The sequence below is a fragment of the Phocicoccus schoeneichii genome (assembly GCF_014635565.1).
Taxonomy (GTDB): domain Bacteria; phylum Bacillota; class Bacilli; order Staphylococcales; family Salinicoccaceae; genus Phocicoccus; species Phocicoccus schoeneichii.
The window spans coordinates 940629-965532 of record NZ_BMDB01000001.1 but is presented as its reverse complement, the minus strand read 5'-3'; the positions used below and the strand labels follow the sequence as shown (position 1 = coordinate 965532).

22 protein-coding genes are annotated in these 24904 nt (G+C 39.8%); 18 read left to right on the top strand and 4 right to left on the bottom strand.

What is annotated here, in order from left to right:
* Nucleotides 1–132: 132 nt before the first annotated feature.
* The 3 genes from IEU51_RS04950 to IEU51_RS04940 all read left to right on the top strand — a co-directional run bounded on the left by IEU51_RS04950 (nt 133) and on the right by IEU51_RS04940 (nt 5693).
* Nucleotides 133–1092: a LysM peptidoglycan-binding domain-containing protein gene (locus tag IEU51_RS04950; protein WP_186084852.1), complete on the top strand. Its 960-nt coding sequence runs from the start codon at nt 133–135 to the stop codon at nt 1090–1092.
* 214 nt (nt 1093–1306) lie between these two features.
* Nucleotides 1307–4993 carry a S8 family serine peptidase gene (locus tag IEU51_RS04945; RefSeq protein WP_186084855.1) on the top strand — a complete coding sequence of 1229 codons (3687 nt, stop codon included), beginning with the start codon at nt 1307–1309 and terminating at the stop codon, nt 4991–4993.
* Nucleotides 4994–5138: 145 nt separating this feature from the next.
* Nucleotides 5139–5693 (top strand): hypothetical protein, encoded by a 555-nt coding sequence (locus IEU51_RS04940; protein ID WP_188349275.1) that lies wholly within the window; start codon nt 5139–5141, stop codon nt 5691–5693.
* Here the strand turns inward: IEU51_RS04940 and IEU51_RS04935 are convergent, their stop codons facing one another.
* The 3 genes from IEU51_RS04935 to trhO all read right to left on the bottom strand — a co-directional run bounded on the left by IEU51_RS04935 (nt 5694) and on the right by trhO (nt 7716).
* Nucleotides 5694–6209: a hypothetical protein gene (locus IEU51_RS04935; RefSeq protein WP_186084858.1), complete on the bottom strand. Its 516-nt coding sequence runs from the start codon at nt 6207–6209 to the stop codon at nt 5694–5696.
* A 114-nt stretch (nt 6210–6323) separates the two neighbouring features.
* On the bottom strand, nt 6324–6620 hold the full coding sequence (locus IEU51_RS04930) for a nuclease-related domain-containing protein (RefSeq protein ID WP_186084861.1): 297 nt from the start codon (nt 6618–6620) through the stop codon (nt 6324–6326).
* A gap of 112 nt (nt 6621–6732) precedes the next feature.
* Nucleotides 6733–7716, bottom strand: coding sequence for an oxygen-dependent tRNA uridine(34) hydroxylase TrhO (trhO, locus tag IEU51_RS04925; protein WP_186084864.1), 984 nt, complete (start codon nt 7714–7716; stop codon nt 6733–6735).
* Nucleotides 7717–7858: 142 nt separating this feature from the next.
* Between trhO and IEU51_RS04920 the strand changes: the two genes are divergently transcribed.
* From IEU51_RS04920 to queF, 11 genes are all read left to right on the top strand, one after another.
* Nucleotides 7859–8884: an NAD(P)H-dependent flavin oxidoreductase gene (locus tag IEU51_RS04920; RefSeq protein ID WP_229713840.1), complete on the top strand. Its 1026-nt coding sequence runs from the start codon at nt 7859–7861 to the stop codon at nt 8882–8884.
* A 46-nt stretch (nt 8885–8930) separates the two neighbouring features.
* Nucleotides 8931–9569, top strand: coding sequence for a DsbA family oxidoreductase (locus tag IEU51_RS04915; protein WP_186084867.1), 639 nt, complete (start codon nt 8931–8933; stop codon nt 9567–9569).
* A gap of 161 nt (nt 9570–9730) precedes the next feature.
* Nucleotides 9731–10213 carry a 5-(carboxyamino)imidazole ribonucleotide mutase gene (purE, locus tag IEU51_RS04910; protein ID WP_186084870.1) on the top strand — a complete coding sequence of 161 codons (483 nt, stop codon included), beginning with the start codon at nt 9731–9733 and terminating at the stop codon, nt 10211–10213.
* Nucleotides 10200–11312 carry a 5-(carboxyamino)imidazole ribonucleotide synthase gene (gene purK / locus IEU51_RS04905; protein WP_186084873.1) on the top strand — a complete coding sequence of 371 codons (1113 nt, stop codon included), beginning with the start codon at nt 10200–10202 and terminating at the stop codon, nt 11310–11312. Before purE ends, purK begins: the two co-directional genes overlap by 14 nt.
* Nucleotides 11313–11346: 34 nt before the next feature.
* Complete coding sequence (gene purL, locus IEU51_RS04900) at nt 11347–13512, top strand: phosphoribosylformylglycinamidine synthase subunit PurL (protein WP_186084876.1); 2166 nt, start codon at nt 11347–11349, stop codon at nt 13510–13512.
* Nucleotides 13500–14918 (top strand): amidophosphoribosyltransferase, encoded by a 1419-nt coding sequence (gene purF / locus IEU51_RS04895; protein WP_186084879.1) that lies wholly within the window; start codon nt 13500–13502, stop codon nt 14916–14918. The genes purL and purF overlap by 13 nt, the downstream gene beginning before the upstream one ends.
* A gap of 2 nt (nt 14919–14920) precedes the next feature.
* A complete protein-coding gene (gene purM, locus IEU51_RS04890; RefSeq protein ID WP_186084882.1) occupies nt 14921–15943 on the top strand; it encodes a phosphoribosylformylglycinamidine cyclo-ligase in 1023 nt (340 codons plus the stop codon).
* On the top strand, nt 15933–16490 hold the full coding sequence (gene purN / locus IEU51_RS04885; protein ID WP_186084885.1) for a phosphoribosylglycinamide formyltransferase: 558 nt from the start codon (nt 15933–15935) through the stop codon (nt 16488–16490). Before purM ends, purN begins: the two co-directional genes overlap by 11 nt.
* Nucleotides 16487–17965 (top strand): bifunctional phosphoribosylaminoimidazolecarboxamide formyltransferase/IMP cyclohydrolase, encoded by a 1479-nt coding sequence (gene purH / locus IEU51_RS04880; protein ID WP_186085640.1) that lies wholly within the window; start codon nt 16487–16489, stop codon nt 17963–17965. Before purN ends, purH begins: the two co-directional genes overlap by 4 nt.
* Nucleotides 17966–17974: 9 nt before the next feature.
* Entirely contained in the window at nt 17975–19219 is a 1245-nt protein-coding gene (gene purD / locus IEU51_RS04875; RefSeq protein WP_186084887.1) for a phosphoribosylamine--glycine ligase, read from the top strand.
* A 25-nt stretch (nt 19220–19244) separates the two neighbouring features.
* Complete coding sequence (gene queF / locus IEU51_RS04870) at nt 19245–19718, top strand: preQ(1) synthase (protein WP_229713864.1); 474 nt, start codon at nt 19245–19247, stop codon at nt 19716–19718.
* Between the two features lie 874 nt (nt 19719–20592).
* On the opposite strand, the gene IEU51_RS04865 is transcribed toward queF, so the two are convergent.
* Nucleotides 20593–20871, bottom strand: a complete 279-nt coding sequence (locus tag IEU51_RS04865) for a hypothetical protein (RefSeq protein WP_186084893.1) — start codon at nt 20869–20871, stop codon at nt 20593–20595.
* Nucleotides 20872–20979: 108 nt separating this feature from the next.
* Here IEU51_RS04865 and IEU51_RS04860 point away from each other — a divergent pair, with 108 nt between their 5' ends.
* From IEU51_RS04860 to IEU51_RS04845, 4 genes are all read left to right on the top strand, one after another.
* The gene (locus IEU51_RS04860) at nt 20980–21483 is read left to right on the top strand and encodes a GNAT family N-acetyltransferase (RefSeq protein WP_186084896.1); all 504 of its coding nucleotides are present in this window, start codon (nt 20980–20982) and stop codon (nt 21481–21483) included.
* 28 nt (nt 21484–21511) lie between these two features.
* Nucleotides 21512–22708: a dicarboxylate/amino acid:cation symporter gene (locus tag IEU51_RS04855; RefSeq protein WP_186084899.1), complete on the top strand. Its 1197-nt coding sequence runs from the start codon at nt 21512–21514 to the stop codon at nt 22706–22708.
* A 90-nt stretch (nt 22709–22798) separates the two neighbouring features.
* Entirely contained in the window at nt 22799–23944 is a 1146-nt protein-coding gene (locus IEU51_RS04850; RefSeq protein WP_186084902.1) for an MFS transporter, read from the top strand.
* Nucleotides 23945–23952: 8 nt separating this feature from the next.
* Complete coding sequence (locus IEU51_RS04845; RefSeq protein WP_186084905.1) at nt 23953–24858, top strand: Rossmann-fold NAD(P)-binding domain-containing protein; 906 nt, start codon at nt 23953–23955, stop codon at nt 24856–24858.
* The last annotated feature ends 46 nt before the right edge of the window (nt 24859–24904 follow it).

Genomic DNA, 24904 nt, shown 5'->3' with positions numbered 1-24904 from the left:
AAGGGTTATTTATTTTTACGATACGATAACAATGCCTAAAAACATGTTTAAACGTGTTATAGTATTGAATAGCTAGAGGAAAGAGTACTCAAAGCTCGTATTTATTACGAATTATTTGGAGGATTATTTTTCATGAAGAAAAGTTTAGTAACTTTAGGATCTGTAGCAATTTTATCAGGTGCCTATGCAACTCATACACAAGCAGCAGAACACACGGTGCAATCTGGAGACACGCTCTGGGCAATCGCATCAAAAGCAAATACAACAGTAGATCAACTTAAAAAAATAAATAATTTAGATTCAAACCTTATCTTCCCTGGTGACGTTTTAGAAACTGAAGGCGAAGTAAAAGCTACACCTGCTAAGAAAGTGAGCACTGATACATACACTGTACAATCAGGCGATACACTTTTCAAAATCGGTCAAAAATTTGGTGTTTCTTACCAAGACATTATGACTTGGAACAACTTAACATCTGACTTAATTTTCCCAGGACAAAAGTTCAAAGTAGACGGTCCTAAAGTGGAAGCTGCACAAGTTCAAAATAATCAAGCAGCACAACAAACAACTAAATCAGAAGATGTTTCATACAACGTAAACACTCAAAATCAATCACAAACTCAAACAGCACAACAATCACAGCCACAACAACAAGTTCAAACTCAACAAGCGGCTCAACCCCAACAACAAGTTCAAACTCAAAATGTTTCTTATGAAGAAAAAACACAAACACCTGCAGCAACTCCAGCTAACGGAAATGCATACAATATCGCTGTGAATTTAGCTGCTGGTAAATCTTACGTTTACGGTGGAAACTCTTCATATGCAGTAGACTGCTCAGCATTTGCACAGCAGTTCATGAAGGCTTATAAAGGTAAGAATATTGCACGTTCAACTTATGGACAAGCTTCACAAGGTACACCAGTCTCTCACCCACAACCAGGAGATCTTGTTTTCTTTAACAACTTCTCACACGTAGGTGTATACGTAGGTAATGGAATGATGGTAGATGCACTTAACCCATCTGAAGGTGTTGGACTAAGAGCAGTATCATACGTACATGGTCATGTGGACGGATACTACAGATACTAATAAAGAGTAATTTTATATATGTTAAGTAAAATGTAAGGGGTGTAACCCCTTACATTTTTATTTTTATCTAAAATTACTTCGGTTTTCGTCGCAATAAGTATTGTTTATTGTTTGCATATTGAGTACAATTAGGATTAACTATTAGTAATTTTCTGAAATTTGGAAGCGCTAATAGTTGAAAATAAGTTCAATCAAGCAAGGGAGGAATTGCACAATGAACAACACCTTAAAACGTGTGTTTATCATGCTAACAGTACTACTGGTTGTGATTGGCTCATTATCACCAATGGTTTCTGCATCAGAGTTTGATTCGTTAGATAGCAAATCTAAACTCGATCTAAAACATGAAGTGAAATTGAGCGAGAAAGATATCGAAAAACAACTGATAGTAGAAGATCAGCTTGAGGTTTTAAATGGCCCGGCGACTCTATCTGAAGAATTAGAAGATAGAACGGGTAAAGTGAACGTCATTGTTCATTATAGAGAACCATCAGTTGGTCTATCAAAAGGTATCTCAGAATCACAAGGTAAAAAATGGTCTAACCTAGACGCAGACAAAGTGCGTCAAAAGATTGAAAAGCAACAATTGCAAGCCGAAAAAAGTATGCGTTTAAAAAATATTAACGCAAATAAAATTCGTAAATTTAACTTAGTCATCAACGCAGAAGCGATGACAGTTGATGCAAAAGATTTACATAAGTTAATCGAACTTCCAGAGGTTGCTCTTGTAGAAGAAGATCAGCTTGTGACACTAGATCCTGAGATTACAGAAAATTTTGTAGGAGATATGAGTGATAGTGTTGCAGAAGAAGCAATCTCAAATCCATATATCCCTAGTATTTCTCACTTAGGTATTGATAAAGTTTGGGAAATCGGTAATAAAGGTGAAGGCATTAAAGTCGGAGTCCTCGATACAGGTATCGACTATAATCACCCTGATCTTAAAGACATTTACAAAGGTGGACGTAACTATGCAAATGGTGCGGACTATCTAAATGCTCGTGCAGCAGATGATCCATATGAAACTGCACCATCAGAGCGTCCGTCACACTTACCAGAAGTTAATGCGAATGGTAGTGAGTATTACACAACTCATGGTACACACGTAGCAGGTACAATCGCAGCTCAAAATAAAGGGAACTTCGGCGTAATAGGTATCTCCCCTAATGTAGAGCTTTATGCGTACAGAGTTCTGGGTGCGTACGGAAGCGGACGCACTAACTGGATCGTAGGCGGAATTGAAGATGCTGTGAAAGATGGCATGGATGTCATCAACCTTTCATTAGGCAACACATCACCTGACGAAGCACAAGCGAACTCATTCGCAGTAAACAACGCAATGTTACTTGGAACTGTAGCAGTTTCAGCTACAGGTAACTCTGGTCCAAATCGTTCAACAGTTGGTGGCCCAGCCTCTGGTGCGATTGGTATCAGTGTAGGTAACACAACATTACCTGAAGAACATTGGTACGGAGATGTCACACTTAAAGCAGGGGACTATGAGAAAGAATTAAATGATGTATTATTCATGACATTCACTCTTGGTGAAAAACCTGAAGATCAACTTAACGACACTGAAGATGTTGTCGTTGTTCCAGGCGTGGGTGATGTCAAAGATTTTGAAGGCGTGGATGTTAAAGAAAAAATTGCACTTATTCAACGTGGAGATATTGCATTCGTTGAAAAAGTTTGGAATGCAAGAGACGCAGGAGCAAAAGGTGCAATCATCTATAACTCTGAATCAGGTTCTGGTTCACCAGGTCCTTACGGTGCATTCTTAGGGCAAGCATTTGACTATCTACCGACTCTAGATTTAAGCTTCACTGACGGTAAAGCATTCAAAGAAGCAATCGAGAAAAATGATGGTACCGGTACGATAGATTACCGTGCATTCAACTCAGAAGTTGTTGCAGGTGACAATGTCAATGATTCATCATCAAGAGGTCCATCAAAACCTAACTTTGATATCAAACCTGACGTATCAGCTCCAGGAACAAACATTCTTTCAACCGTTCCTGTATTCGAAGAGTTTGATCCAGAAATGGATTACACTTACGCATATGCACAGTACACAGGAACATCAATGGCGACACCACACATCACTGCGATCAGTGCTTTAATCTTAGAATTAAACCCTGATTACGATGCATTCGATGTTAAATCAGCATTATCAAACACAGCAAAACTTTTAGATACGAGCAAATTTGATGTATTCGCGCAAGGTGCGGGTCTCGTAGATCCATACCGTGCAGCAACTACAGATACACTACTTAAAGTTGAGCATGAAACAACTATGGACGGCGTTTCTAATCTTCATACTCGTGGAACAATGTCATTTGGCGTAATTTCACTTGGCAAAGATACAACTAAAGAATTACTAATTGAAAACCGTTCAGGCGCTAGCACAACTTATAACTTTGAGGTGATGCCACTTGTTGGGGCTGATGGCGTGACGATTACACCAAGCGTGAGCAGTGTAACAACTGACGGCACAGCAACAGTAGACTTTACGATTTCTGTTCCTGAAGGTATTACACCAGGAACTGAAGTTCAAGGTTACATCAATGTGACAAGTGACCAAGGCAATTACCAAATTCCTTATGCAGCATTACTTGGCAAAGAAGTGGTAAAAGGAATTGAGTCTATCGGACTTAATGACTACCATATCTCACCGAACGGTGATGGTGTACTCGATCAAACATTACTTACAACAGTATTCGGCGGCAAACAAGATATGACAATCTTCGATTACTACGATCTATTAAATCCTGACGCTGGGTCTAATGGTGACGGATATGTAGGTACAATCGCATTTGAAATGGGACTTGAAGGTAATCACGAACTTAAAGTAGATGGCACAATGTACAACATCGAAGATGGGGTGCGTGTACCAGGCGAAGTTGCTGACGGTGTTTATACAGTAGATGCATTCAGCGTATACTCTGGTTCAGAGAACAGCAGTGACTACGATGGCCCAATCTTTATTAAACGTGAAGCAACTAAGATTGAAGACATCAGCGTAACTGACACGACTGTAAACCTTACTATCGATGACCTATACTTCAACGTTCGCGAGCAACTAGCAACGATGTACAACTTAGATTACGATCCGAATATCTTCGTTAAAGGTAAGTACACATTATCAGATGAAGAAACACTGTCTGAAGGATTCGTGAGTATCGCGAATGATGGTTCAACTAATGTGGACTTCAAAGACGTAACTGGCGTTAAACACTTCGTGCTTGAATTCCAAGATGCAGCTGGAAACGGCGCAACTTATGAATACACAGTTAACTTCGATGAAGGTACGATTGTAGAAGGTCTTGAAGAATTACCAGAAGATCCTGAAGAGCCGGAAGAACCAGAAGAACCGGAAGAACCAGAAGAACCGGTTTCTGACGCTTACGAACTTAAACTTGCAGACTTACATGCGGCAATCGCAGGAAAAGATAAAACAGTCGTTGCAAAAGTTCCAGCTGAAGCGGTAGTTGACGGATCAGTAGATGTAAAAGCAAACAAAGATGTGATTGATGCACTTGCAGGCATGAAACACAACAAATCATTTGTACTTGATGTTGATGGGTACAGCGTGATTTTATCTCCAAACCACTTTAAAGAATTGCAGGGATTAGACTCTGTAACATTCAACCTTACGCACGTGGCTGACGAGTACGTATCTGATGTATTCACAGTTATAGCAACAGGAGAAGTGAACGGAGAAGTCACTGAAGTTGCACTTTCAAACTTTAGCGTCGGACTTCCAGCAACAGGCAACAAATACAACGTCCTATTCGTGGACAGCGGAAAAGTTGTTAAAGGAAACGGCTTATTCGATAAAAAGAAAGGCCAACTGATTGTTAAAGACGTAAACTTCGGTAGCTACGCAGTCATCTCACAATAATATTTAAGATGAAACCTCACAGACCATGCGGTCGGTGAGGTTTTTTATGTTTGTGGATGCTGTGGCTCGCGAGCGAATGTAGGAAATGCTCGCTGTCGCATCTCACGAAGAGGAGTGGGTGGTAATCTTTTAATAACTACTAGTTATGAACGAGTATCTCAAAGAAAATGGACTTTTCTTCTATATAGGGGGAGGGTTTGGTAGCTATCTCAAAGATAACTGGCTTTTCTTCTATATAGTGGGAGGGCTTGTGTGCTATCTCAAAGAAAACGTGCTTTTCTTCTATATAGGGGGAGGGCTTGTGTGCTATCTCAAAGATAACTGGATTTTCTTCTATATAGGGGGAGGGCTTGTTAGCTATCTCAAAGAAAACGTGCTTTTCTTCTATATAGGGGGAGGGTTTGTGTGCTATCTCAAAGATAACTGGATTTTCTTCTATATAGGGGGAGGGCTTGTGTGCTATCTCAAAGATAACGGACTTATCTTCTATATAGGAGTAGGGCTTGTGTGCTATCTCAAAGATAACTGGATTTTCTTCTATATAGGGGGAGAGTTTGTTAGCTATCTCAAAGAAAACGGACTTTTCTTCTATATAGGAGTAGGGTTTGTGTGCTATCTCAAAGATAACGGACTTATCTTCTATATAGGAACAGGATTTATCTGCTATCTCAAAGATAAAAATAAAATTTCATTAAAATAATTAGTCTATAGGTAAATAGTACTTTCCTTTTGTAGTTCCAACAGGAATATAATATTTATTAAGTACTTTACGTATCATATGACAAGAGACACACTCTCCTGACCATTCAAAGATAGTGTTTACAGTGATTTTTCTTTTCGGGAACAGTAATTGATACTCATTAATACACTTCAAAACAGCAGTTTCGAGATCAACTTTTGATTCGCAAGACAGGCAGTATAGATTTTTTCTACTGTATTTTCTAGTTGTACCTAACCACCCATCACACTCATCACAACGCATACCTTTTTTCATTAATTCAAAGTCGAATTCTAGCTTCTGTTGATAATTCGATTCAATGATATGTCGGGAGATCAGTTTTTCAGAGACGTTGACATGCCAGTCAGAAAGATGGGAATGACGGGAGTTCAATTGGTTAACGAACCGGCGTAATTGTTGTCTCATAATGACATTTTTGCTGTGATCAGATTTGAATAATATAAATTCTTCATTAGTTAAGATTAAAACCTCGTTCACTTTCAAGTTCACCTGCATCTTTTTTAGCAAGTTCTCAAATAATCGTTTCGCACGGTTCAGTTGAACAAGAGGTGTTTCGATTAAAAATCCGTTATGGACGTTTCGCCAGTCATCTCACACAATCTCATATTCACCGCGGAAATGTTTGACTTCAATCACATATATTTCATCTTGGAGAATCAATAAACAGTCGATTTGGAATTCCTTTTGGTTTTCTTCCAAATGCAAGTCGTAAAGTGCAATGTACTCGACGTTCAAATTTTCTACAAAGTGTTGAGATAAAACACATTCACCTTCATAACCAGAGGATTCTCGAATGAGTTGATTGGACTGAGGGGAAGTTAGGGGAGTTCTGAGCTGTGCAGATTCAAGTTGTTTGAGTAAAGAGGATTTAGTAGGGAGTTTTAACATAGTGTCACCTCAATTTATTTAGTTAACAATAATATACACTATAGAACATTAGTTAACAACAAAACTCCTAAGCACTTCAGTATAAGTGATTAGGAGTTAATATTTATAACATTTATTTTCTTGGTCCTACCTGCTCTAAGTTTGCGAAGTCGCTGTTTCTCATTGCTTCTAAGCGTTCTTCAACAATGTCTTGTGGTAGGTTGTATTTCATAATATATCTGTTTCTTGGGTGTTCTGCACATTCCATTGAGCATGCGCCAAGGTGTTTGTCTTGGTTTTCTTCTGAGCACAGAATCTGTGCGTTACATTCTGGGTTTGCGCAGTTAACATAGCGTTCACATGGTGTCCCGTCGTAGTAGTCTTTTCCAACTACTGTTGGGTTTACTTGGTTGATTGGTACTGTAAGTCTTTCGTCGAAGACGTACATTTTACCGTCCCAGAGTTGTCCTTGTGATGCTGGGTTCTTCGCGTAAGTTGCGATCCCTCCGTGGAGTTGCCCGACGTTTTCACCGATGCCTTCACGTTTTAACCAGCCTGAGAATTTTTCGCAACGGATTCCGCCTGTGCAGTAAGTGAGCACACGTTTTCCTTCGAATAATTCTTTGTTTTGTAATACCCATTCTGGTGTATCTCTGAATGTTGTAACGTCTGGTTTGATTGCGCCTCTAAAGTGGCCAACTTCATACTCATAGTCGTTACGCACGTCTAGGACGATTGTGTTTTCGTCTTGTATTGCTTCATACCACTCTTCTGGTGTTAAGTAGTCACCAGTGATTTCGTGTGGATCAATGTCTTCTTCTAGACTTAAGTTAACAAGCTCTGGACGTGGGCGACAGTGCATCTTTTTAAATGCATGATTATTTGCCTCGTCGATTTTAAACGGCATGTCCTTAAATTTCGGATGTGTGTTCATGTATTCGATGTATCGTTCCGTCTGTTCAAAGTCTCCTGAAACAGTACCGTTGATACCTTCATGTGCGACTAAAATTCTTCCTTTTAGCCCGAGGTCCTTACAGAATTTCAAATGCTCCGCAGCAAATGTTTCTGGATCCTCGATTTTTACGTAATGATAATACAGTAATACGCGGTATTTCATATTTAATTTTCTCCTATCTAGAAATAATTGCAGGTTACTTTAGATAGCCTTGCAGTTAACTATTATACTATAAAATTCACGTAAATAATATAAAATGTTTTAAGATAAAGTTACGGTTATAATGAAATAAAGGAGTGATTATGTGAAGTTAGAATCATTGCTCAACGTTAAATATCCAATCATACAAGCCGGGATGGCGAACGTCTCAGGACACGCACTCGCTGCAGCCATTTCTAACGCAGGTGGACTCGGTACGATTGGGGCAGGCTACATGAATAGTGAAACCCTCGAACAAGAAATCCTCGAGACGAATAACCTCACAGACAAGCCTTTCGCTGTGAATCTTTTCGTACCATCTAATCCTACAAAAGATAAAAACAAGATTACCCGCGCGAAAGCACTGCTCGAGCCATACAGAACCGCACTTGGTCTCAAGGACCTAAAAATCGCGGATACCAACGAAACAACAGACTTCAATGAAAAAATCGATACAGTCATCAAATACAACGTTCCGATTGTGTCATTCACATTTGGAATTCCAACAAAAGCTACAATCGAAAAATTAAAATCACATAACATTACGCTCATCGGAACAGCAACAAACTTAGAAGAAGCATTATTAAACGAGCTGCACGGTATGGATGCCGTTGTCCTTCAAGGAAGCGAAGCCGGTGGGCATCGTGGATACTTCACAAACGATAAAGACACAATGATTGGACTGATGGCATTCATCCCTGAAGTTGTGGATGAATTAAACATCCCAGTTATTGCAGCAGGTGGCATCGTCGATTCAAGAGGCATCAAAGCTACACATGCGCTTGGAGCTCAGGGTGTGCAAATCGGAAGTCTTTTCTTAAATACAAACGAAAGTCTCGCACCAACAACTCATAAACAATTGATGACAAAAGAAATAGATCACACAGTACTCACAAAAGTGTTTAGTGGCAAAACAGCGCGTGGCATCAACAACATATTTATAGAAGAAATGAAGTCATATGAAGATGAACTTCCGGATTACCCCCTTCAAAATCAATTGACATCGCCAATCCGAAAGGAAGCGGGATTACAAAAAGAGACTGGGTTTTTATCTTTATGGAAGGGTCAGGGACGCATTAAATTGCAAGACGATTTAAGTGCGGAAGCAGTCTTCAAATCGTTAATTAACTAAAAAATTTGGTACACTATGTGTAACGAATAAAGAGGAAGTGTCTGTTATGGATATTGAAGTTTATTTAGATACATCATGCCCGTTTTGCTATATCGGGAAACGCAATTTAGAAACGGCGTTAAAAGAACTTGGTGAAGAGAATTTCAATGTGAAATATAAAAGTTTTGAATTAGATAATCAGGCGGAGAAATACCCGACGAAGTCCCTATATGAAATGCTTGCTGAAAGATATCAGAGCACTGAAGAAGCGATCAAAGAAAACAACAAGTCGCTGATTTCTAATGCTGAAAAAGTAGGAATTACACTAAATTTAGATGACGTTATTCCGTCAAACACACGCGATGCACATCGCTTAATTAAGTATGCAGCAGAATCTGGACGTGAACAGACGCTTCTAGACGCGCTTTATTATGCACATTTCACTGAAAACAAAAACTTAGCTGACCATGATACGTTAGTAGAAGTAGCGTCAAAGAATGGATTAGAAGCTGAAAAAACACGTGAGATGTTAGAAGACTCTTCATTATATACAGAAGAAGTCATTGCTGATGAAAACTATGCATACGTGCTTGGTATTCAAGGTGTACCTTTCTTTATCTTTAACAATTCTCATGCCTTAAACGGAGCACGTGAACCACAACATTATATCGAAGCAATCCGCCAAGCGGAGGCAGAAGCGAAATAACCGATTTACGATGTAAATCGGTTATTTTTTTATGTTAATCGCTTAAAATCAATTAAAACACAAACATTATTTATATTTTTTCAAACAAAGTTCGTTTATTTGTATGTTTCAAAACAAATTTATGGTATATTAATTATGAATTTAAAAACGAGGTGGAATAAATGGTCGTCAGTATCGTTATGGGCTCGTCATCCGACTGGCCAACGATGAAAAAAGCGAAAGACATTCTAGACAAGTTTGGGGTGGAAGTGCACACAGAAGTTGTGAGTGCACACCGTACACCAATTAAAATGGTGGAATATGCACAAAGCGCTAAAGATAAAGGGATTGACGTAATTATTGCAGGAGCAGGTGGTGCCGCACACTTACCAGGTATGATTGCAAGCATGACTCACGTACCAGTTATCGGAGTGCCGATTCAGTCAAAAGCACTGTCAGGCGTAGACTCACTCTACTCAATCGTACAAATGCCAGGAGGCGTACCTGTCGCAACGATGGCGATTGGTGATGCGGGTGCAACGAACGCTGGGTTATTCGCAGCAAAAATCCTAGCAGTAACAAACAGAGAACTCTTCGAAAAATTAAACGCATATACAAAAGAGCTTGAACAAAAAGTGGAGGATATGCAAGATGACCTTAAATAGAATTTATCCAAATCAAACAATCGGCATCATCGGTGGAGGGCAGCTCGGCAAGATGCTCGCACAAAGTGCTTTACGCATGGGATATCGTGTTGCGATTTTAGATCCATCTGAAGACGCGCCAGCAAGATCGACATGTCACGAATTCATCTGTGCAGACTTCAGTGACAAAGATGCACTCATTAAACTCGCTGAACGATCAGATATTCTGACATACGAGTTCGAAAACATCGATGCTGAATTACTAACAACGCTAGTCGATACATACTACGTACCACAAGGCGCGAAAACTGTACTTACTCTACAAAATAGAGACGATGAAAAACGCACAATAGAAGGGTCAGGCGCACGCATCGTTCCTTACAAAAATATAGAGACTAAAAACGATTTACTCAAATTTATTGAGAAAGAAAACTATCCAGTCATCGTAAAAACTGCAACAGGCGGTTATGACGGGAAAGGCCAATACTTAATCGAAAAAGAATTTGACATTGAAGACGTTCCTTTTGGTGAAACAGAACTTGTGGTTGAGAAATATTTAGACCTAAAGGGAGAGGTGTCACTCACAGTGTCACGTAACGTAGATGGACAAACAATCTTCTTCCCACTACAAGAAAACTTACACAAAAACCAAATTCTCTATCGCACGATCGTACCGTCAAGAATTGAACTTTTTGACGAAGCGAAAGAACAAGTAGCACTCATCATGGACAAACTCCACTTTGTTGGATCGTTCACAGTAGAGTTTTTTGTCGATAAAGATATGACACTCTACGTAAATGAAATTGCACCAAGACCACATAACTCAGCGCACTATTCAATCGAAGGATGCAACATCAGTCAGTTTGATGCGCACATCTTAGCAATATGTAACCATCCGTTACCGGAAGTTCATCTATTAGAAGATTCGATTATGCTGAACTTGCTTGGTAAAGACTTGGACAGATTAGAAAATATGCTGTTCGATCACCCTGATTGGCACGTGCATCTATATGGTAAGACAGATCGCAAGCCTGAACGCAAGATGGGTCACGTAACTATTTTAACTGAAGACATTGACGAGACATTAGACGGTTTGGAAACAACATTCTTTAAAAAGTAATTTAAATAAAAAACCATTTCCTTGGAGGAACATAATGACTAAATTTAATGAACCAACACCAACTGAAGTAAAAGAACAAAAGCTATATTTAAACATGGGACTAAGAGAAGATGAATACAACAAAGTCGTAGAACTTTTAGGCCGTGAACCAAACTACACTGAATCGGGAATCTTTGCGTCAATGTGGAGTGAGCACTGTTCATATAAGACTTCAAAACCATTCTTACGCCAATTTATGACAGAAGGTGAACGTGTATTAATGGGACCTGGTGAAGGTGCTGGGGTAGTAGATATCGGCGATAATCAAGCAGTTGTTTTCAAAGTTGAATCACATAACTCACCATCAGCAGTCGCACCATTCCATGGTGCTGGGACTGGTATTGGTGGTATCGTACGTGACATTGTTTCAATCGGTTCTACACCAATCGCACTCGTTAACTCACTCCGTTTTGGTGAACTCGATAATGACAACAGTAAATGGTTATTAAAAGAAGCTACAGACGGTCTTGCATACTACGGAAACACAATCGACATTCCAGCTGTAACTGGTGAAGTTGAGTTCGATAGTGCGTTCCAAGGACGTCCACTTGTAAATGCGATGGCGGTTGGGTTAATCAACCATGAAGATATCCAAAAAGGTCTTGCTAAAGGTGTTGGCAACAAAGTCATCTACGCAGGTCTTGAAACAGGTAAAGACGGCATCTTAGGTGCATCGTTCTCTTCTGAAGAACTTGGTGAAGATCGTAAAGTAGAAATCCCTGATACACAAGAAGGTTATCCAGAAATCGGTAAGAAGTTAATGGAATCTACTTTAGAAGCAATCAAACATCCAAAACTGGTTGGTATCCAAGATATGGGTGCGGCTGGTCTGACTTCATCTTCAGCTGAAATGGCAGCTAAAGGTGGTCACGGTATCGTGATGCATTTAGACCAAGTACCAGTGGATGACGACACGATTTCTCCATTCGAAATGATGCTTTCTGAAACACAAGAGAGAATGTTGCTCGTTGTTGAAGATGGTTCTGAAGAAGAATTTTTAGAAATCTTTAGAAAGCATGGCCTACCTACCGCTGTAATCGGCGAAGTAATCGAAGGCGATGCGTTAAAACTTTACTACGATGGTGAATTATACGCAGATCTTCCAACTGAACACTTAGAAAACGCGCCTGAATACATCTTAGAATCAGAGCCAATTGAAGAAGATGAACTCAGAACAGATTTCAGCAATGAAGACCTTGAAAAAGTATTCACTGAACTCATGAGTCATCCGACTCTAGGAGATAAGAGTTACATCTACTCTAAATTCAATAGTGGAGATAAAAACACGCTCCAAGGTTCAGGATTTGGTGGAGCAGTCGTACAAATTGGAGACAGCAACAAAGCAATTTCAGTAGCAATCGACGGGAAAGGACGTTACGTTTACTCAGATCCATATAATGGTGGTAAAGAAACAGTACTTAACGCATTCAGAACAACAATCGCAACGGGTGCCGTGCCAATTGGTTTAACAGATGGATTAAATTACGGTAACCCTGAAAATAAAGAAATGTATTTCACAATCAGTGAATCAACTAAAGGTATGGCTGAAGCGGGTAAAGCGCTCGATATCCCTGTAATTTCAGGTAACGTGTCTCTATACAATGAAACAAAAGAAGGTCCAGTACATCCAACACCAATCATTGGTATGGTTGGATTGATTGAAGATTCTTCTTACTTAAGAAACGCGTGGATCGACAACGGAGACAGCATCTATCTTGTAGGTGAATTAACAGAGCAGTTCAACGGAAGTCAAATTGAAAAACTTGTTGATGGTGTTGCACGTCGCGGTGAGCGTGTGGTTGATCTTGAAACAGAGCTAGAGCGTGGGAACACATTACGCAAAATGCTTGTTGACGGAGACTTAAAGAAAATTGCACCTATCGCACGTGGTGGGTTTATCGTAAAACTTGCTCAACTCGCAAGCACGTATGACCTAGGTGTAGACGTCGAGTTAGATGTTCGTGCAGACTTATTATTTGCAGAAACTCCAGGCACTTACATTGTGATTGGTAAAAAAGGATTAGATATTAAAGATGCTGTTGAAATCGGAACAGTAGGCGGAGATGACTTTAAAGTATCTGCACAAAACTTTAATTTAGATATGAAACAAGAGAAAGTTAAAGGACTATGGGGAGGCGCTATCCCAGAATGTATGAAATAAAAGGACTGAATGAAGAGTGTGGAATCTTTGGTATTTGGGGTCACGAAAAAGCAAGTGAACTCACGTACATTGCACTGCACAGCCTGCAGCACCGTGGTCAAAATGGTGCAGGAATCGTTGCTTCGAACGGAGAATTTCTATTCGGTGCCCGCGGTTTAGGCTTATTAAACGAAGCATTATCGACAGAACAAGTAAAATCACTGAAGCCTTTTAAAAATGCGATTGGACACGTGAGATATGCGACGAAAACGTCAAGTGAACTTGCGAACGTTCAACCATTCTTGTTCAAGAGCTACAGTGGAGATCTTGGTCTCGCTCATAATGGTAACTTTACGAATGCAATTAATCTTCGTAAAGCATTAGAATCAGAGGGTTCGATATTCCAAACGTCATCAGATATCGAAGTATTTGCACATCTCATGAAACGTTCTAAATCCAATAGTAAAAAAGGCAAAATTAAGAGTGCGCTCAGACAAATTAAGGGTGCGTATGCATTTGCAATTTTACATGAAGACTCACTTACAGTTGCTTTAGACGATCATGGTGTTCGTCCACTTATGCTCGGTAAAATTGATGGATGCTGGTGTGTGGCAAGTGAGACGTGTGCATTTACTGCTATTGGCGCGGAGTATATCAGAGACATTGAACCAGGAGAGCTCATTACGATTTCAGATGATGGTATCGATTATGACCGCCATTCATTCGTTGAGAATCCAAGCATGTGTTCAATGGAATATATCTATTTCGCAAGAGCAGACTCAGAGTTCAGACATCATTCCACTTATCGCATCAGAAAAGCACTAGGCGAAGCGTTAGCAGAAGAGATGAACATCGAAGCAGATATCGTGATTGGTGTGCCAGACTCATCGCTCGCTGCAGCTCGTGGGTTTGCGAATAAATCAGGCCTTCCACATGAAGCAGGGCTACTTAAAAACCGCTATGTTGGCCGTACTTTTATCACACCTGGTCAAGAAGCGAGAGAACGTGCCGTACGTATGAAGCTTTCGCCAGTGAGAGATATCGTTGAAGGCAAGCGAATTATCGTGATTGACGATTCAATCGTGCGAGGCACAACATCGAAATATATTGTTAAGGCACTTAGAAAAGCCGGCGCGAAAGAAGTGCATATGGGCGTATCGTCACCACCGTTAAAGCATCCATGTTTCTATGGCATTGACGTATCGACACATGCCGAAATTATCGCATCAAAAAAATCAACAGAAGAAATTAGAGATGAAATCAGTGCGGATTCATTGACGTATCTGTCAGTTGAAAAAATGCATGAAGTCTATCATAGCTTCGGTTCACGTGGACAATGTGATGCATGCTTTACTGGAAATTATCCAATCGAAGTGGTAGATAACGTACTTCCGCAAGTGAAAGAGCAAAAATCTAAAGGAGTTTAATTATGTCAGAGCAATATAAAAAAGCAGGCGTAGATATTGAAGCAGGATACGAAGCTGTAAAACAAATGAAGGTTCACGTTCAAAAGACAATGAGAAAAGAAGTCCTCGGCGGACTTGGCGGATTTGGAGCAGCATTCGACTTATCTGAACTCAATATGAAACATCCGATTTTAGTTTCAGGAACAGATGGCGTAGGTACGAAACTTACACTTGCGATTGAAAGTGATAAGCACGACACAATCGGAATTGACGCAGTCGCAATGTGCGTAAACGACATTTTAACAGTTGGTGCAGAGCCACTTTATTTCTTAGATTACATCGCAGTAAATAAAGTGATTCCAGAGCACGTTGCAGACATCGTTAAAGGTGTGTCTGAAGGTTGTGTACAGTCAAACTGTGCATTAATCGGCGGAGAAACAGCTGAGATGGGTGACATGTACAAGCCAGGCGACTATGATATCGCTGGATTCGCGGTTGGTGCTGTTGAAAAAGAGGAGTACGTTGATTTCAGAAATGTTAAAGCTGGCGATAAAATTATTGGTCTACCATCAAGTGGTGTACACTCGAATGGTTTCTCACTCGTGCGTAAAGTGTTATCAGACAATAATGTTGACTTCAATATGGATTTAGAAGGTAAGCCATTAATCGAAAGATTATTAGAACCAACTAAAATCTATGTGAAACCAGTATTAGAACTTAAAAAACACGTCGCAATCAAATCAATGAGTCACATCACAGGTGGCGGATTCTATGAAAATATTCCACGTGCACTACCTGAAGGGTTAAGCGCAAAGATTGATCTTTCAACGATTGATATCCCTGTTGTGATTGACTGGTTAATTGAGACGTCAAACCTCAGCCAAGAAGAAGCATATAACGTATTCAACATGGGAATTGGATATATGATTGTCGTATCAGAAGACGAAGCAGAAAAAGCAATCGATATCTTAAAAGAAAACGGTGAAGAGGCTGTTTTAATCGGTAAGGTTGTTGAAGGCGAAGGACTTGAGCTTTATGGCAACTAATGTCGCTATACTTGCTTCAGGTTCTGGATCGAATTTCCAGAATATAGCAGAATCAGACCTTGATATTACTATCAAGGTCTTGATTGTAGATAACCCGAATGCATACGCGATTGAACGCGCAAAAAAACTCGATATTCCCTACCGAGTTGTAGATAGAAAGCACTATACAAAAGAGACTTTTGAAAAAGAAATTCTCGACATACTTAAAGAGTGTGACGTAGAACTCGTTGTCTTAGCAGGATTCATGAAAATCTTGTCTCCTAATTTTATCAGCAAATATGAAGACAAAATCATCAATCTGCACCCCTCATTACTTCCATCGTTTAAAGGTCCAGAAGGCATCAAAGACGCATTTGAATATGGCGTGAAAGTGACAGGTGTGACAGTGCATTACGTGGATTCAGGAATTGACACAGGTAAGATTATTGCTCAAGAAGCAGTGGGTGTAGAAGATACAGACACACTCGAAACACTCGAAGAAAAAATACATGAGATAGAATATCGATTATATATTGAAGCCTTAAAAATGGTACTGGAGGAACTATAATGAAAGCTTTGTTAAGCGTATCTGACAAGAGTGGACTGGATACTTTTGCCAGTGATTTAGTAAAAAACGGTTATGAATTATACTCAACGGGTGGAACGTTAAAGTTCTTAGAAGACCACAATATCCCAGTTAAAAGTGTATATGAATTAACACAGTTTGAAGAAATTATGGATGGTCGTGTAAAAACATTGCACCCTAGCGTTCATGGTGGAATCTTAGCAGACAGAAGTAAAGATAGTCACTTAGAAGACCTAAGCCGTAATGGAATTGAGTTAATCGACATGGTTGTTGTAAATCTGTATCCGTTCGAAGAAACTGTAAAAAATCCTGACGTAACAATCGATGAGGCGATTGAAAATATCGACATCGGTGGTCCTACGATGCTCCGTGCAGCTGCGAAGAACTACAAGCATGTGATTGCGGTTGTAGACCCTAACGATTACAAGGGGTTAATCTCTAGAATCGAAACGGACGATGTGACTGAAGATTACAGAAAAGAACTCATGATCAAAGTGTTCAGCCATACGAATAACTATGACCAAGCGATTGTGAACTTCTTCAGTCAAAATGAGAAGACACTTCGCTACGGTGAAAACCCACAACAAACTGCCAAATACGTGAAGACTTCAAATGAGAAGAACACGATTTTAAACGCGAAAATTCTTAATGGTAAAGAATTGTCATATAACAACTTACGTGACGCAGACAGTGCGTATCTTTTAGCACGTAAATTCACGAAACCTGCAGCAGTTGCTGTAAAACACATGAACCCTTGTGGTGTAGGTGTTGGTGAGACGATTCATGACGCATACATTAATGCGTATGAAGCGGATACGCAATCAATCTTTGGCGGGATTGTTGCACTGAACAAAGAAGTGGATTTGGAAACAGCTCAAGAACTTTCTAAGATATTCCTTGAAGTGATTATTGCGCCGAAGTATACGGCAGCTGCCCTTGAACTTTTACAAGAGAAGAAAAACTTACGCGTCTTAGAAGTAGATTTCACTGAGAACTTCAACGACGACGAAATCGTGAGTGTTTCCGGTGGCTACCTTGTTCAGTCGAGAGACGCAGAGCACCTGAATTTAGACGATATTAAAGTTGTGACAAAAGCAGAGCCAACAGACGAGCAACTTAAAGCAATGACACTTGCTTGGGAAGTGGTAAAACACGTTAAATCTAATGCGATTGTTCTAGCAAACGATAAACAAACGGTCGGCATTGGTGCTGGACAAATGAACCGTGTTGGTGCACTGAAGATTGCGATTGAACGCGCAATCGAAATGGGCGATAACGTTGTTATGGCAAGTGATGGATTTTTCCCAATGCCAGACTCAGTAGAAACAGCAGACAAAGCAGGTATCAAGGCGATTATTCAGCCAGGTGGATCTAAGCGTGACCAAGAATCAATTGATTACTGTGACGCACACGGTATGACAATGGTATTTACTGGAAAACGCCATTTCAAACATTAAGGAGACATTATGAATACTTTAGTTATTGGAAGCGGTGGACGCGAAGCTGCAATTGTAAAAGCGTTAGCGAAGTCAAAACATAGTGAAAAGATCTACATTCTAAACGGTAACGACGGCGTGACTGAAGCGGAGTGTGTAACGGATATCGATGTGAGTGATCACCAAAAAATTGGTGAGTTCGCTCGTGACAACAAAATCGACTGGGTCTTTATCGGTCCAGAAGCCCCACTTTCTGAAGGGTTAACGGATACACTGGAAGACGACTTCGGACTGAAAGTGTTCGGTCCGCGTAAATATGAAGCGCAGATGGAGTCATCGAAAGCATTCACGAAAGCACTGATGGAGAAGTACGATATACCGACGGCGACGCACAAGACATTCACAAGCGTAGAAGACTCGAAAACGTATCTTAAAACTTCAGACTTTCCGATTGTTTTAAAGAAAGACGGACTTGCTGCAGGTAAAGGTGTGATCATCGCGCACACGCTTGAAGAAGCGTTAGACGGTGTAGATGCGTTACAGACGGAAGGCGAAGAACTCGTAATCGAAGAATTTTTAGACGGCGACGAATTCAGTCTGATGGTATTCGTAAATGGCGATACGTTTATACCGTTCAACATTATCGCACAAGACCACAAGCGTGCATATGATGGAGATAAAGGCCCGAACACTGGTGGGATGGGTGTGTATGCTCCGGTGGATTACATCGATCAGAAGTATGTCGATGAAGCGATAGAAAAAATTGTAAAGCCGACAGTCGATGCGATGGTGTCTGAAGGCATGAATTATTTCGGAGTTCTTTATCTTGGAGCGATTGTAACAAAAGACGGCGTGAAAACAATTGAGTATAACGCACGTCTAGGCGACCCGGAAGCACAAGTATTGCTTGATTTAATGGAGAGCGATTTATTGGAAGTGTTGATGGATCTAGATAAAAAACAAGCAACCGAACTGAAATTCAGAGATGAATATGTGGTTGGGGTGATGCTGGCATCTAAGAATTATCCAGGAACACCAGTACTCGGAAGTGAAGTTGTGATACCCGAAAGTATTCAAGACGACTGCATCATCAGTGCATTGAAGAGAACAGGCGACACGACGTTTCAGACGAGCGGCGGGCGTACAGTACTTGTGCTTGGTCGCGGACAAACGATTGAAGATGCGAAGACAGATGCCTATAATAAAGTCAGTCAAATAGAATTTGAAAACGATGCAGTGTTTTATCGTAAAGATATTGGGCATCGTGCATTTTAGGAGGGATTTTAATTTGACTGACGGTATGAAAGATTTAACTTTACTTGGAAATCAAGACGTGAAGTATAGCGATACGTATAACAAAGAAGTGTTAGAGGCGTTTGAGAACGATCACCAAGGCAGAGATTACTTTGTGAAATTTAATTGTCCAGAATTTACGACGCTATGTCCAATGACAGGACAACCAGACTTTGCTACGATTTATATTTCATATGTGCCAGACGTTAAAATGGTGGAGAGCAAAGCGTTAAAGTTGTATCTCTTCAGCTATAGAAACCACGGCGGTTTCCACGAAGCGAGCGTCAACATGATTATGGACGATCTGATTGAACTCATGGATCCGAAATATATTGAAGTGTGGGGCAAGTTCACGCCAAGAGGCGGAATCTCGATTGACCCATACGTAAACTACGGAAAACCAGGCACGAAGTACGAAGAATGGGCAGAACATCGCATGATGAACCACGACATGTACCCAGAAAAAGTAGACAATAGATAAACACACTACTCCCCTTGAGTGCCCGTGTGGTGCTTGAGAGGAGTTTTTTTGATTTTGGAGAGTGTGGCTGGGTTTATCTTCTATATAGGAATTGTTTTTAGTTTCTATCTCAAAGATAAGTGGTTTATCTTCTATATAGGAATTGTTTTTAGTTCCTATCTGAAAGATAAGTGGTTTATCTTCTATATAGGATTTGTTTTTAGTTCCTATCTCAAAGATAAGTGCTTTATCTTCTATATAGGAATTGTTTTTAGTTCCCATCTGAAAGATAAGTGGTTTATCTTCTATATAGGACAATTTTTTAGTTCCTATCTCAAAGATAAAATGAAAATTATCAACGGACTGACAAAAACCCATGATTTCGTGTTTTTATCGGACATATTAATGCAATTTTCTTGGCACACTGGTCCGCACGCTTTTCTTATTCGGCGAAGCTCTCATGAGCATGACGCTACTTTCCCTGATCGACCTCTCGGGTCTTGTTGGTGCACACTTCAAAGTGTCATCTGATTTCAAAAATATAAAATACAAATCGCTCATAGTCATGCTCGCAGGAAGCATACTATGATCTGCTCGATTTCAAAAACACAATCCAAGGGCACTTCAAAGTCACGTCCATGTTTTTTGTCATTGGGCAAGTGCCGGTAATATTTGGACGGCACATATGATTCCTATATTTATTATGTCCGTACCACACCTAGTCATTGCCACGTTTCTCAGGAAATGCCTCACTGATAAAACCCCAATCGCCACTTTGAAGTATGGGTCTTTTTAATGATTGGATTGCTCGGACTCTTACTACTTTTTGCAAGATAAAAACAAAACGCCCTATTCATGAGAATCACGTCTCACGGATAGGGCGTTTATGTATATCTTATTTAACATGTGCTCTAGTTTCTGGGTTTAAGTATCTTTTGAGGTGATAAATAATGCCCAAGATTAGTGCGAGTGGTATGATGATTAGGATTAAGAAGAATAATGATCCACCTAATTCTCTAAGTCCAAAGTTACTGAAAAACCCTTCGTCTACTGCGTCTAATAACGGTGGTAAGAAACCGAAATAGTAAATTGCACCGATTACTACTAGGGTAAAGAGGTAAAATACTAAATTTGTTAAATGATATGGTTTTGTATCTCTATCAAATTTGAACATTTGTCAAACTCCTTACTATATTAATCTATTAAAACGCTTTACATATATGTATAATACCATGTATAGAGTATAATTTAAAACACTTATTTGAAAAAGGAAGTATGATCTATGGGAATCAGACAAGGTAAAGAGTCAGATATTCACACCATAATGGACATTAAAAATCGTGTCGTAAAAGTAATGCAAAAGTCAGGGAACAAGCAGTGGAATGAGCACTATCCAAATGAGGAAATTTTCTTACAAGATATTAAAAACCGTTCTCTATACGTATATGAGGAAGATGGGGAAGTGCTTGGCTTTATTGTTGCAGATGACAATCATGCCTTTGAATACGATGATATCCCATGGGAACTCACGAGACTTGATAGTATTGCATTCCATAGAGCAGCAGTAAATCCAGATGTACATTCAAAAGGTATCGCATCTAGACTAATGGAAAATGCAGAAGAGATGTTCAAAGAAAAAGGATATCTTGGGGTACATTCTGATACATCACTAGAAAACATACCAATGCAACGTTTGTTTGAAAAGCGTGGGTATGAATATCGCGGTAAGTTGAATTTACATGGCCGATTAGACCGCTGGTATGTCGCTTATGAAAAAGTGTTTTAATACATACCGATAAAAAAGGAGGAATAATATGAAGCTATTAGGTAAATTAATTGCAGGGATTGTTCTTGGTATTGTAGTAGGTGGAGGTTATTATTTAACTTCTGATGGCACAACGGCTCAATCAATCATGGAGGTTGTTGCACGTCTATTCGTGACGATGCAGTCAGTGCTCGGTTCATTTATTTTCTTCTTGATTCCACTCATCATCTTTTTCTTTATTGCGGATGGTATTTCATCTATTGGAACGGGATCAGGAAAAGTTGTGGGAGCAACAATCGGGGTTGCATACATATCAACAGTCTGTGCAGGACTACTTGCATATTTCGTCGCACGCTTCATCATGCCAGTTGTTACAAGTGGCGGGTCAGTGCCAGAGGAATCTGAAGGAATTAAAACATTCCTAGAATTCGATATTCCACCACCAATGGATATTTTAACTGCATTAGTGCTCGCGTTCTCATTCGGTATTGTTATGAACATATTAAAAGCAGAAACGATGAAAACATGGGTACACCAAGGGAAAGAAATCGTAGAGTTCTTAATCGAACGCGTAGTTATTCCAATCCTTCCATTTTATATTGCAGGTGTATTCGCCGGAATGTCATCTACAGGTACTGTATTTAAAACACTATCTGTATTCGGAGTTGTATTACTTGTAGCAGTAATTCTTCACTGGATATGGCTTGTTATTCAGTATACAATCGCGGGAAGCTTGCTTGGGAAAAATCCATTCAAAATGCTTGCGACAATGATACCGGCATACGTTACAGCACTAGGCACAATGAGTAGTGCAGCGACAATCACGGTAACATTACCAAAAGCAAAAGAAGCAGGTATTCGTGAAAAGATTGCCGACTTTGTTATTCCACTTGGTGCTACAATTCACTTATCAGGATCCACAATCACAATCACTGCATGTTCAGTTGCAGTAATGAGCGTTATGCCAGGATTTGAGATTGCCGGTATTGGTAAGATGATTGGGTTTATCTTCTTACTTGGTGTTGTAATGGTTGCAGCGCCTGGTGTTCCAGGTGGGGCGATTATGGCAGCGAGCGGTATCTTAGTATCGCAACTTGGCTTCAGTGAAGCGGCGGTCGCATTCATGATTGCACTGTACATTGCTCAAGACAGTTTCGGTACTGCAACAAATATTACTGGTGATGCGGCAATCGCTGGTATTATTGACAAATATGAAAGTACATTAAACAAAAAAGATAGCGTTTAAACAAGCGGTCCCAGTGATTACTGGGGTCTTTTTTGTTATAATCTAATAATGGTAATTAAAAGTTGTATATATAATATAAGGACGTTGAGGATGAGAGGATTAATTTATTTTATAATTGTTATTTGCTTCCTAGACTTGTTTGTCCAACTTCCAGTTGTGACACCGTACGCAATGTCGTTAGGTGCAGATGAATTCACGGCAAGCATTGTGGTTGCTACATATTCAGTTACAAATTTACTCGGTAATATTATCGGGGGGTATTTCTCAGACAGAGTGGGTCGTAAAAAGACACTACTTATCGGGATGCTGTTACAAGTCATTATCATCAGTGTGTACGTGTCGACACCATCCATCCCTGTGTTGATCGTTATTCGTGCGTTACACGGATTTACGAGTGGAACATTGACACCAGCAGCATTTAGCTTAGTGCAAGATATTTCAAGACGACAAGCCATTGGTAAATCAATGGCATTCACTGGAATTGCGATTGGTTCAGCGGCAGTTGTTGGACCTGCTATGGGTGGAATCATTTCATTTAAAGCAAGTTACGAAACACTTTACATGATACTTGCGGGGATTTATGTACTTGGATTCTTATTAACAGCGGTTGGTACGAAAGAAAGTTCGACGATTGAATCGAGAAAACAATCCAATGAAACATCGTGGACAGAATTACTAAAAAGACGTTCATTAAATGTATCGTATCTGTCATCACTCGCGCTCATGACTTCGATGGGCGCATTGTCATTCGCACTCCCATTAAAAACGATGGAACTCGGACTTGCAGACCACGTTACGGGAGCGTTACTCAGTGTATTTGGAATCACAGCAGTCATCATATTTAGTACACCACTAAATAGAATGTATACAGAAGTGTCTTCAATCAGACTGATTGAGCTCGGTATTTTAATCATCACAATTTCAATGATTTGTATACACTTTGCAACATCACTCACATTTATGTACGTCACACTCGCGATTTACGGATGTGGATATGCATTCATATTCCCATCTATGAACAAGATTATCGGACAATTCGCCAACATGAGTGAACGTGGGAAAGCAAACGGGATATTCTACAGTTATTTTTCACTCGGATCAGTTGTTGGTTCGACACTTGCTGGGTACTTCACAACACTGTTTGGACTACCGTTTCTCAGCATGGCAATCGTCATGATTGCATTATTCTTTATTCTTCTAATTCTAGGCAGAAACATCAACTTTAATGGAGTGTAGGTGAGGTAATGGCAAACATACTCTTGATGGGTGTATATGGAGAGGTCGGTCAGTCTCTGTATCACGCGTTAAAAGACGACAATGATATTTATGCGTTTATTAATCCAGATAAACCCAATCACTATGGTGAAATCAACGGACTAGACCTTGATTTTTATAAGCTCGATGATATGAGAAAAGCAGTTGCAAGCATGGATATTGTTATTTTTCACGAAGACCCCATCATGCGATTTGCACGATTAAACCAGGGACGATTCGACACGTTTTTACAACTTATTGCAGATAACTTAGGACGTGCAGCCGAAGATTCAACAGTAAAACAAATCGTGTATGTATCAGAAGAAATCATCCACGAAGAAGTGAAAGATATTTTAACTGCATACAAAACGCCAGTCGTAAGGACAGATACGAAACTACTTCGTTATGGAAAGAGTTTAAAATATAAAAATCCATCGAATCGTACAATGCGCAGTGCACAACGTGCCCAAATTCCGGAAGGTTGGACGCTAGAAAATGTTGCGAAATATTACTTCAAATGGGTCGACACGATTGTATTCGGTATTGTCGAAATTGAATCTAACGATGATACGGTTGAAATTACATTTCCAGCTTTAGATAAAGCCATGCTCATCATGGAAAGAGATAGAGAAAATGAAGAAGAACGCATGATTCTTCTGAAAGTTGTCGGTGGATCACTCCTTGAAAAAGGAGCAGAAGCAACTTTTGAATTTAGAGGATTACCTGATAACAAATCATTTATAATGATGCTTCATGACTTTAAATCAAGACTTCCATGGCAAGTCTACAAGATGACACAGGCACCAATACACGGACTTGTATCGAGAATTTATCAGGTAGAAATGGTTATTAACAACACATTATTAGAAGAGAATCAAAAAAATAAACCAGAATAGCGCATATACTGTTATAATAAAAAAGTTAAATTTGTAAGTAAGGAAG